The following is a 13,321-nucleotide window of genomic DNA, read 5'->3' as shown; positions in this document are numbered from 1 at the left end:
CCGTGCGCTAGCAAACGGCACTACGATATTTACAATCACACCGATACTCGCAAACAGCAACCAATATGTTTATGCATCAAATACAATCGGCTATGAGAATAGTTACAGTGGCTATGTATATGTGAAGCCATCAGGACCCTATCAGTTACAGGTAATTTTGCCGGGTGAAACCGGTGTTGAAGGCTATGGTAAAACAGGCACGCCAAGTAATCAAACTGCAGGTACAGCATTCAATATAACAGTTAACGGCTGTGATATCAACTGGAACAAAATTACCACAGATTCAGCAACCAAAGTAAAAATCGCAACTTTAGACCCATATGATACCGAGCCAGGTTCGCTACTGTTACAGGCAGGCACAACTATATTCTCGCCCGCACTTGTGAAAGCCGCAACATACTGGACTATTACTGCATCAACCGATTCAACCGCACCCGGTAATAATTATTTAGCAAACACTTCATCACTATTTACTATAGTACCAAATGTAAAAGACCGCCTGCAGATACTTGTGCCGAATGAAACCGCAGTTCCAGGCGACTACACACATCAAGGAAAAACAGGCACAGTTTCTGCAAAAACCGCTGGTGTCGCATTTGTGGTTACTATCAACGGCTGTGATGCATACTATAATGTAAAAACAGATGATAACGAAACCGCTATCACTGTTTTGGCAACAGACCTATATGCACCTAACGACCGCAATTTAGCACTCTCAAATGGTACTCTGATATTAGATAGTATCAATATGATTACACTTGTGACTGTATCAACATCTACTAAATTGAATGCTTCCGGTGTGGGTTATACAGCTGCAGTATCCGCTGATATAGAAGTACAGCCCAATAATCCATATTGCTTACAAGTGATACTGCCGGGCGAAACTGCGGTTCAGGGCAAGTATAATGTTACACCGGTTGGTAAAACAGCCACACCGATTACGCAAACTGCTGGGACTGCCTTCACAGTAACCGTTTATGGTGTGGATATGTATTATAATAAAATTGTTGACCCAGATATCCATGCAGCATCAACTGCGACAGTAAGAGTAACTACAAACGACCTGTATGATACCGAGCCGTCTGATAGAGCATTATCTAATGGTGCAACCACATTCTCAGTGACGCTGATAACTGTGTCTACATCTGCAAAAATAACTGCAACTGAAGTAGATGCTGGTAACTATTATCCAAACGACCCGAATAACAGTGCAGATTGTACCGTTGTGCCGGGTGCTAAAGCGAAACTGCAACTGCTTGTTCCCGGTGAGACACAGGTTCCTGGCTCACCATCAGGTAAGACCGGCACACCACAACCGCAAACTGCTGGCATATCATTCAAGACAACAATCAACGGCTGTGATAACTACTGGAATACTGTCACTGATGATGCGGCAACCAAAGTTTGGGTACATACCGATGATAAATACGATACTGAACCCGCAACTACTACATTACAATCAGGCACAACCTATTTCTGGCTGACTATCAGGACTGCAGGCTTAAGATACACAACCGGCTACGCAGAAGCTAGTTATACAGTTGGCTACTCTACACCAGTTACGGTAAATGTCGGCTCTTATACACAGTTACAACTGCTTGTCCCGGGCGAAATCGCAGTTGCTGGCGCACTCACAGGCAAGACAGGTACACCATCAACACAAACCGCTGGCACACCATTCATAGTAACCGTTAGTGCTTGCGATGTCGCATATAATATCAATACTACAATTGTTAATTCAGTTGATATATGGACTTCGGATGTGAATGATAGTTATTCGCAGGATTTGGCACCAAATGCAATACTGCAATCTGGCACAACATATTATCCTGTAACAATGGTCACTGCATCGCTCTGGAGTGGTACAACTTATACGGTTACTGTGAAAGATTTGGATAACGCTGGTATTGCGGAGGTTACATCACCACAGGTTGCCACAGTGCCCGGTGAAGCGGTAAAACTGCAGATACTATTGCCGGGTGAAGCGAACAACCCCGGTGTTGGTAAATCCGGCACACCTACAAACCAAACTGCTGGCACTGTATTCACACTAACAGTAAATGGTGTAGATGCTAATTGGAACCGGGACTTAACCTGTGGCGAGCAGGTAACGATACAGACAACTGATATATACGATACAGAGCCGGCTGGTAAAGGACTGACTGCGGGTGCTCAAACATTCAGCATAACACTTAAAACTGGTGCAGTCGGGCTTTCACCGAATACTACGCATTATATTGCTGCAACAAATCAACCCGGCTATACGCTAACATCAGATACTTCAACAGTAGTCACCTGTGTACCGGGTGCAGCAGCGAAACTGCTGATACTGTTACCGGGCGAATCCGCAGTTGCAGGTAAGAATACAGACCCGTATGGTAAGACCGGCACACCTGGGAATTGGACTGCGGGCTATTCAACCGGGATTGTAGTTGTTTCCTGTGATGCAAACTGGAATATCAAACCTGCACAGCCGTCTGTTTCGGTTTCACTATCTGACTTGTATGACGAATCCGACCAGACGCTTTCACTATTATCTAACGGATACCGAACATTTTCAGTAACACCTTATACGGTTGGATATTGTTCTGCAACTGCATTAGTGTCGCTTGGCGGCTACACGCAGTACACATCTACTAAAGTAGCAGTTGTGCCCGGACCGGCAGTTAAATTACAAGTGCTTGTGCCTGGCGAAACTGCGCTGCCGGGCTCTGCAGCCGGCAAAACCGGTACACCATCAACACAAACCGCTGGTACAAAGTTCACAGTTACTATCAACGCAGTAGATACCAGATGGAATATAAATTCAACCGATAGTTCTCCGATAGAATTGACTACAACTGACGAGTATGATACTGATGACCCGAAAACATTAACATTACAAACCGGTACAACATATTATGTTGCGACTTTTGTTACTGCAGAAAATACCGGTAGTGGCTTCACAATCACAGCAACTGATACGCAATATCCGTATCTGATAGATAATGTTTCTGCGAATATCCCGGTAGTTGCAGGGGCTTCTATGAGATTACAACTTCTGACACCAGGCGAAACCGCTGTACCTGGGAAATGGAATATAGAGCCAGTAGGCAAAACAGGCACACCGTATATACAGACCGCAGGGATACCATTCACTATAACAGCACGGGCTTGCGACTATTACTGGAATGTGACTGCCTCATCGCCACAAGCACAACTTACAACAACCGACGAGTATGATATAGAGCCATCTGCATTCCAGTTAGAACCCAGTGGCACAAAAACGGTTGATATCACAATGGTGACTGCTCGGGTTTCGTCAATATCAGTTATTGCGATTGGTGGCTGGCTACAGGAATCTTATACAACACCTGAAATTACTGTAGTTGCTGGTGCGCCTGTGAAACTACAAGCACTGATAGTGCCTGACCAGCAGGAACTACCGGGCTCCAGTAGTGGCAAAACCGGTAATGTAAGCGACAAAATTGCAGGGCAATCGTTTGATATTAAAGTAAATCTAACAGATGCGAACTGGAACAAAGTTACAGAAACTGGATATAGTAAAAATATGCCGGATGTCAAAATTACAACACCACGCGATAATTACGATACTGAGCCATCAACCAAGACGCTTGATTTCGGCTCGTATACATTCAGTGTGACATTAAAAACTGCCTGTACACAGCATATCAAAGCCGAAGATATGGATGGTAAACCGCCAACATACTCGCCTTCTAACACTTCTACATTCACAGTAACACCAACCAGTATCGCAGGGCTCCAGATACTTATACCGGGTGAAACCGCAGTACCCGGTTTTGGTGAGTACAATACTGCCAGTTCCAGTCAGACTGCGGGCAAAACCGGTACGCCAACTTCAGTCTCAGCTGGTGTTCAGTTTACAGTTACTGTAAATCTTGTAGATACTTACTTCAATCTCAGGACTGACGATAATTCAACTAAAGTGTGGCTGGAAATCAACGACCCGTATAATGTTCAGCCGGCAACCCAGACGCTTAGCCAGGGTCGTGCAACATTTAGCGATACAGTATTATACAGGGCATCAACTGCAGCTGCGAGTGCGTGCATAGTGACTAAAAACGATACAAATAAATTAAACGATACTACACCGCTATTCAGCGTGATTGCATCAACACCAACTAAACTGCAGGTTATCTTACCCGGTGAAACCGCTGTACCTGGCAAACCACCCTATACTGATAATACCGGCGGTAAAACAGGCACACCGCAAACCAAGATAGCCGGTGAAGCATTCTCTATCACTGTCTATGCGACTGATAACTACTGGAATAGAATCACCCAGAATCCGGATGGCGCACCACTTGTCAGAATCACCTCAAAAGATCCGCTGTTTATCTCGCCACCTGATGGGCAGTTAAATAGCGGTTTCAGAGAATTCTATATCGCTAATGGCTTAAGAACTGCGTGGTCAACCAATACTGTCTGTGCATCTGATATTGATGGGAGTGGCTATAACTATCAGCCGTCTACATCGTCTGAAATGTATATCTATCCAAAACCAGCATATTATATGAAGTTCCTGCCTAATCTACCAGACGAGCCGCTAACAACCAAGCAAGCGGGTATGCCACTGTATCCACGACTGACTGTCTATGACGAATACGGTAATATCTGCTCTACTGGAGTGAATACCTACACAGGTACTGTTGAGTTTTCGGCAGAAATGTTTACAGGCAAAAAAGAGCCATCACTACCAACCAATATCACATTTACACCGCTGGATAGAGGCACAACAGTATTGTTCAGCGGTCATCCGGCAGGTCCGCTTATCTTAAAAGCACGAGGTACTCGCTGGATACATGCACAGGATACTACTAATAGTAATATATCAACCAACAGAACTGGCTATTCTACAGACCCGCTGATAGATATAACTGCGGGTCCGATTGCTGCTTCGCTTGTTTCACCTGAGATTGATGCCGGCGACCCTGTAGAAATTTCAGCCACTGTTGGTAAAAAGCAGGTTTCAGGTCAACTGATTGACGAATATGAGAATAATATCTCTTCCAGTGGGATTACCTGTTATATTGCAGTAGTAGATACCGGCAGTTCAACTAATGTTGGCGTAGTTAGAGATATCAATAATGTTGTCTGGGCTTCTACAACAACCGATGCAGATGGCAAGATTGGCGGTACACTCGGTGCGTTATACTATTATGTATCAACCAAGAAAGACGATTTTGCACGGGTCTGGATAGGTACAATCCCTGCACCAACCGATGTTACTGATTATATCCTGATGAAACAGAATATTTCTGCTAAAATGCTAACGATTGGTGGAACACCGTCTAAACTGGCATTTATATCGTCACCAACCGCAACTGCGGGGAATTATAATCAACGCATAAAGTTTATCATTGTTAGACAGGATGCGTTTGATAACGAAACTGAGGAAGGTCAATCATTTATCTCGGTTTCATTGCCATCTGCTGAAAAAACATATCACGCTAATCAAGGCAAATTATATCAGTTGAATTACGGTTTTCTGGATGCGGAAGGCGTCTATATTGACGATGTCCGAATACCATATCCAGGTGAAGGCAGAGCAGGTGCGCCTGAGGATGTTGGCGGTGAGCAGTATATCAACAGCCGTGCTGCATTCTGGTATCACGATGAGATGTCGTCAATCCCAATTGGCGAGGATAACCGAACCGGTAGCTGGTCAGTTCAGATAGAACTTGAGCCGGACAAATTCCAAACCAAACATGATATGTTAGTTGTCCCTGCGGATACCGTAAAAGTTGCGTTTGATAATCCTGCACGAACACTATTTGCTGGCAAACCATATCAGTCAGGGCTCGGGAATGTAACATTCAAAGTAGAACTGCAGGATTCTTACAATAACCCCACATACTCTACCGCACCCTGTACAATTAATCTGGCTGTAAATAGAACTGTTGGCTATGATGTCGCAGTAGATACATTCGGGTTCTCGGATTCAACCGCTACAATATCTTTACAGCATCCTACAAAAGGGTTTGTAACAACAATTTCATCTGTTACAATCCCGCTAAACTGGTATTTTGCAACATTCTACTATCTGGATTCCTGTTCAACCGAAGTCCAGGGTACTGGCAAACCTAAACTGATTGCAACACCGAGTTGGGATATCTCGTCTAATTATCAATCAGTAACAATTATACCAGTTGATGTCTCTCGGGTTGGCTTTGTGAATACATATCAAGGCGAATTAGTCGCCGGCACTACTTCTACTGCAATCTATGTTCAGACAAGAGACGCGTACTACAATCCCAGACCCGTCCAGGTTGCCGGTGGTGAGGTGTTAAACCTTACATCAGATGGTGCCGGATATAAGAAATTCTATTCAGATTATAGTGGCTGGACAGAATACACTGGGAGTTGTAAGATACTCACAGGTGAACAGACAACCTATTTCTACTATCTCGATGTGGTTGCTGCATCTACCACGCTTACCGCACAGCGAACTATTGGGAATCTGGCAATCGGTATATCATCTATCACAATCATTCCAAACAGAATACAAGCGTTAGAAGTAGTATTGCCAGGACTCAATTACAGAAAATTGATTGCCAATACAACAGTTCAGTACTATCCGAACTATACAGTTGGCACAACTACTGATACTAGATTCTTTATCAGACCGCGTGATGTATATGGCAATATCTGTATCACTACGCGAACTATCAATGCTGATTTATTCTCTAGTGCAGATACTGGTAGATTCAGCAACGGACCGGCATCCGCAAACCCGCCGGGCTCTGATAAATGGGACTGGACTGCGAACAGTATCGGGATACCATCTAATTCGTCGCTTTCATATGAGTTCTATTATAAAGATGAACGGGCTGCTACACCAGTGATTACAGTCCAACCTACCACAGGTGAGTTTGGTTATGAGGTTCAAGCAGGCACTAAAGCAGTTACTATCACACCGAATAAAGCCGACTACTTCTCAGTTGAGAAACAGGTAGAAAAAACAGAGGTCAATACACCCGCACAGGTTAATGTAGTTGCCCGAGATGAATTCGGTAATATCTGTACAGGTGATGAAACTAATGGAAACTATTATGTTGGTACCGCATCTATGGATGTTTCAGGACACGGGTTTTCAACTTCAGGTAATGCGGTGTTTACAGCAGACCTTAAAGGTGTATATCCAGCAATGATAAAATCGCTCTATGTAGAAACACTCAAAATCGGCGCAACCGACTGGGTTACTAATTCGCCGGATATAATCACTGGCTATACAGGTAATCCCGGGAATTGTCCGCAATCTACTGATGACCTACCTACAACAGGTACGCTATTCTCACCTAAAGATACAGCGCCTGAAGACCCAATGTATTCAGATAATCCTGAACGTGCAATTTCCAAACAATCGCTTGGTATCCCGGGTGCGCTGTATCAAGGTGATGGGTATCGGAAGGGCGCCCCAGCACCTATAGAGATGATGCGTATCACAATGCAGGTGATTGGCTCTACAGCTGCTGCAAAGTTTGAATGGCAGAAATTAAGGGTTGCGATGTCTACAATGTCTACAGGCGCATATGCTGATATTGGCGAGATTGCACTCTATAAAGATGCTAATGGGAATGCCAAGTTTGATGGTGAAACATTCTTAGATGGCGAGCCAACAGATACATTTATCACTTCTACAACACTCACTGCACTAAATCAACCTGCAGACTGCTGGCTTGATTTTACAGGCAACCCGCAAAAGATTTATTCTACACCAGTCAACTACTTTGTCTGTGTTAGGATCCCGATTACTGCACAGAAAGATAAACAGGTTGGCTTACGAATTGTAGATACTGCGTATTTTAGCAAAACCGCTGATTCAGTAGAACTGGCTGCGAATAATCTGCAGTTTGATACATATCCATCATATATACGAACCGCACCACCATTAGTAACTGTTGAAGCAACCGATATTGCAGCATGGTATGAAATCGGGTATTCATCTAACTGGCCTACAGTTTCACAAGGCAAGGATAATGTCGGCTTCTTAAAGTTCGGTTTATGGACCAACGAGTTCACATCTATTCTGAAAAAAATCAGAGTCTCAGCAATTGGCAGTGGTTCTGCACTAACATTACCACAAAATGTACCATTACTAAAACTCTATGCAGACTTGTATGTTACTTCAGATGGGATATTCAAACCGACTGAGGACTCGCTGTTATCCGCTATAGAATTCTCTACATATACTGCAACATGGATAGATGTTGTAGATGACCCGACTACTGACGATAATAATCCACAAACCAACTGGGATGTAGAAAACCTGATCTCGCCGACTACACGATGGTACTATATCGCATACAGGATAGGCAGTAATGCACAGATTGGCGAGACAATTGGCGCCAAGATACCTATTGATGCGTTTGATATAATAGGTGGTGAATTGGCAACCCACAAAGATTTTGAATCTTCACAACCCCAAATTACCGCAACAATAGATACGCTTTATATTGAGCCACGGCAATCTGAAGGTATCCCGCCTGAAAATGTTGTCCAGGGCGATACGGATAAGGCAATCGGCGCATTCAGAATGTACACGAATGATAACGCAACTATCTGGAAACAACTCAAACTGGATAGAGTCGGTCAGCCGGGTTCTTCTGATGCTGATATAGCCGCAGTTAAGGTCTGGTATGATATAAATGATAACGGCTTGTTTGAGCCCACCAGTGACCAACTGGTATCTAATATCAGACAATTTGGTCAAGCACCTGATGAACCCGGTCAAGCAACACTTCAAATTTACGGTCAGTTTGATGGTCAGGAAATCCTGAAAGCCAGCCAGTTAAAGAAAACCTATTTTGTGACATTTGATTTCTCGTACTTCGCATCTACAGGTCCAACACTGCCCGGGTTTAATATAAAGACAACTGATTACATAACCGTCCAAGCGCCTGATAAAGTAGAGGTCTATAACGATATCCCGCCATTTGAACGAAAAGTTAGCGGGACGGTGATGGAGTATGCAGATACTGTTATCTGCAAACCTATCTCGTTAGTGCCACTGACACTGCAACAGCGAACCACAGATGCGGTTATGGCACGGTTTGAGATGAAAACCGTCAACTCGTGGGCACCGTGGAAAGGTGTGAAAGTGAGACGGCTGGGCACTTCTCGGGACTCTGATGTAACACTGGTTAAAATCGCAAAAGATAATGGTGATGGTGTATACAATTATAAGAATGATATTATTATAGGTAGTGGCACATTCAACAATTACGGTATCCCAGCAGAAGCGGATATAAGATTCGCTACATGGCCTGTTAACTATACACAGATAATTTCAACCTATACGCAGTTCTATTATATTCTGTATGATATTAATGATTTAGCGGTGCCTGACTTCTTTATTGGTGCCGGGTTTGAAATGAGTGGCTCTACTCAGCCGGCGGATGCGGCTGCGCAGTTCAATATCGTATCACCGAATACAATGGGTTCGGATAATCTACCGTTTGAATCAAGCCTTGCATTACTTATCGCAACACCACGTGTGGTCACAATTGATAAAACAGACCTTTCAAGAACCGCCTGCTCACTTGGTGGGTCTATCGCATTAGATGAAACCGAGATACCAATAGACCCTGCAAATACTGGTGCTGAAGCATTTGAGCCACATTCAATAGAATCTGCGCCCGGTGTCGGCGGTCGCCGGGTAATAATAGATAACGAAATCATTTACTATACCGGTGTATCTACAGCAGTACCATATAATTATCTGTTAGGTTGTTCCCGAGGTGACCCAACACTCGCTAATACCTCTATTACAGGACATAATATCTCCGCAGTTGTCTGGAAAGCGTTTGTTCAATCTGAGTCAAATGTACCTATGCTTAAACTGATACTATCTTGCGATGGCTATAATGTGAAATGGAAACAACTTATCTTAAAGCGGGAAACACTGCCTGGCGGGAATGTGCGTGATTCTGATGTAGTTGAGATAAAAGTATGGCGTGATGCAGAAGGGCTGAATTACGGGAAATGGTCGCCAGACGATATCGTAATCTCAACCGGTATGTACTATCCGTATAAGTTTGGTACACCCGGTGTAGGTTATGAAGGCACAGAAGGGATGGCATATATAGATTTGAATGATACAGAGTGGAAAGAGAAAATTACGCCCGGTGTACCCGGCAACTTCGCAGTAATTACCACAACACCAACTTATTACTATGTTACATTTGATATTTCACAGTCTGCAGTAGAAGACGATTCTATCGGCTGTTCTGTATTCGCAGTAAAAGTCAACGACCCCAATAGCGTTTCAAATGCCAACTTCCCAATCAAATCCGCAACACCAATAATCAAGCCAACACGCGATATTATGGAAGTAAGATACGAGAATCGTGCGAAAAAAACAGTATTACAGGCAACCGCAGATTATGCGATGGTTGCGCTGGATTTGAGAACTGCAACTCGTCAAGCAATCTGGAAGGGAGTTCGGGTGAAAAAAACCGGCTCTGCGATAGATTCAGATATTGCAGGTGTGAATGTCTACAAGGATACTAACTTCTCTAACGAGTTAGAAATATCTACTGTGCCCGGTCAGGGTGACGAAAGACTTTCATTAGGGACTGATAAACTCATAGAAGGTATCGCAACAATTAATTTCCCGGAAAGTACCTATCAGACAATCTATTCTTACGAGTATGAGTTATTACAGAAATCAAAGAATCCATCCTGGAACCAGCGCTATTTTGTTACATTTGATATAAACCCAACCGCAGTTGTAGGTAACGATATCGGACTGTTCATAGAGAATACAACTGATTTCTTTGTGATAGCGCCTGATGATGTAGAGTTCAAGGGCTTCCCACTTCAGCCACAGACGGATAATTCACTGATTATTGACTATCCAGATGAGATTACAATTGAGTTATACGATGTCTCACCACCGTCTGTGATACAGGGCGACCGCGATGTAGTAATGATTTGGGCAAAGATGAAAACCGCAGTTTCAGAAGCAACCTGGAAATCATTATTGGTTGAACGGATACCTAAATTTCAACAGGCACAGCAGGGTGCAGGTGGTGGAACTAACCGTGATGTCCAGTATATCAAAATATACCGTGATGCTAATTTAGATGGTATCTTACAGGTTGGCGATGACCCGCTGATATCATCTGGAACTGATTTCTTCCCCGCAGATGTCGTTGGGAATTCTAAACTGATAAATCTAACCGAGCCACAAAGAATAGGTGCATTGTCCTGGAAATCATATCTGATTGCTTACGATATTTCACCCAATGCACTACGGGATAATACATTAGGTATGAGTATCGGTTCTAATGCATATTTCCTGCTGGATTTGTCAAATAACAGAAAAGATGTTGTGCTGCCATTCGGTACTTTTGAGACCTCACCATCTGCAATCGGGCCTATCAAGGTCTCCGCTATTGGCAAGTTCCTGATACCGCCAGGGCTCACGCAAGACCGCCAGTATGCACTGATGTCGTTAGATATGAATACACATATCCATTCTGTTGGCTGGTCTGGGATGATGATAGAGCAGATAGGTAGTTACAACCCGCCATTCTCTATGATTGGTGATGGTGATATTTCAGAGTTAGGACTTTACAAGGATAATGGCGATGGGATATGCGTCCCCTCCAATCTTGCAGATAATGTGTTATTAGGAAATGCTCCTCCAGAAAGTACACCACTAAGGTCTCCGGACAATAATGAAAAGTATGCAGATATTTACTGCATAGTAAGAGGGATAAAGCAAAAATTAGAAAAAACTGTTGTTAGAGACTCTAACAACAACGGTATCTATGACGCTGGCGAGCCTATACTATTAGGAACTCTTGCTGGCTACAGTGACCTCTCTGAGGCAGCCGCAATACTGTTGTTGGAAACTATCACGATTGAGCATCTGGTGTCTCTAGGCAACAGCGAGAAATATGCAGACAACAATAATAACCAAAAGTGGGATACAAATGAATCTGTAATCCGAGATCTCAACAATGATGGCTTTTATACTATTACTGGCGATGAATTTATCTCGTCAGTTACTCACGGAACTGCGGACTTCATAAATGGTGTCGCACGACTCTATTTCTCTACACAAACAATAACAACTACGCCTGTAAGATACTTTATCGTCGGTAAAATCGGCCGAACCGATACAACAGGCCGCTCAACTGAAGGCGATATGGTTGGAATTGGTATCGGTGCATACAGTATGTTTACAATAGACCCATTCACTGCGATTTCATCAACTGAATCTGCATTCCCATATGAGTCGCCACTTGGCGTTATCCGCCATTTCTCTAAAGCTACAACACCAATTGTGTTTGTTGATGAATGGATTTGTTCGCAAAACGAAATCAAAGCTGCATGGATACCAGGCGAGACACCAGACCCGCTCCAATTCCCAATAGTAGAAAATGAATATGGTATCGCAACACTGCCTGTAACACGCGATGAAGACAAACCGGATTTCAGCGATGGCTATCAAAAAGTAGGGCTTTCTACATATGTTGCTGCAAGTATGCCTAAACCACTTGAACATAAAGCAACATATTATGTCGCAGTTCGGTCAGTTAACAACATCGGGATACCATCACTGCCCGGGTTGGCAGCAGTCAGGGTAGATTTAACACCACCATCTGTGCCCGGTAAGCCCGTCCCATCAACATATCTTACTAAAGTGCCTGCTACACAGTACACAGTAGAATGGGTATTCTCTACAGACGACGAGTCAGGTGTCTCAGGTTATGAAATTCAAGAACAAGAAGATAATAATCCTGTCTGGCACTGGTATGATGTGAATAATGATACTCAAACTGCATCACCAAAAGATGTACATACATTAGAAGGCGATTTCTTACCACGTGGGTATGCAAAAATTACAGTACTCAATAAGAAACCAGGACATTTCTATAGATACCGTGTGCGTGCCAAAAATAATGCAAGCGCATGGTCCGCATGGTCTGAGCCATCAGAAGCCGCAACAACAGGGCTGCCCGCAGAAGTTATAACTAATGTTTCTAATTATCCGAACCCGTTTGATACCCGAAAAGGTGGTGAAGAAGGTAAAACACATATCACTTATATCTTGAATCAGGATGCGGATGTCACAATCACAATATATGATTTGCTGGGCTATAAGGTGTTAGAAATAAGTTTCCCGAAAGGCACCCCGGGCGGGAAACAAGGTCCAAATGATGTTATCTGGGATGGTAAAAACGAACTTAGTGATTTTGTAGCACGTGGCGGCTATATCGCCCAGATACGAGCAGTTGGTCCATATGGTACAAAAACCGCAATACGAAAAATAGGTGTCATCCATTAA

General features: G+C 43.5%; 1 protein-coding gene (running past one end of the window). It reads left to right on the top strand.

Annotated elements, in window-relative coordinates; genetic code table 11:
- On the top strand, positions 1 to 13,321 hold the end of the coding sequence (locus AB1349_00120) for a hypothetical protein (protein MEW6555740.1). The gene continues 20,630 nt to the left of window position 1, outside the view; only the last 13,321 of its 33,951 coding nucleotides appear in the window; its start codon lies beyond the left edge, outside the window; it ends in the stop codon at positions 13,319 to 13,321.

It is taken from the genome of Elusimicrobiota bacterium (assembly GCA_040757695.1).
In the GTDB taxonomy this organism is placed as follows: Bacteria; Elusimicrobiota; UBA8919; order UBA8919; family UBA8919; genus JBFLWK01.
Note: the sequence above shows the minus strand (reverse complement) of the source record. Positions and strands in the feature narration are given on the sequence as shown.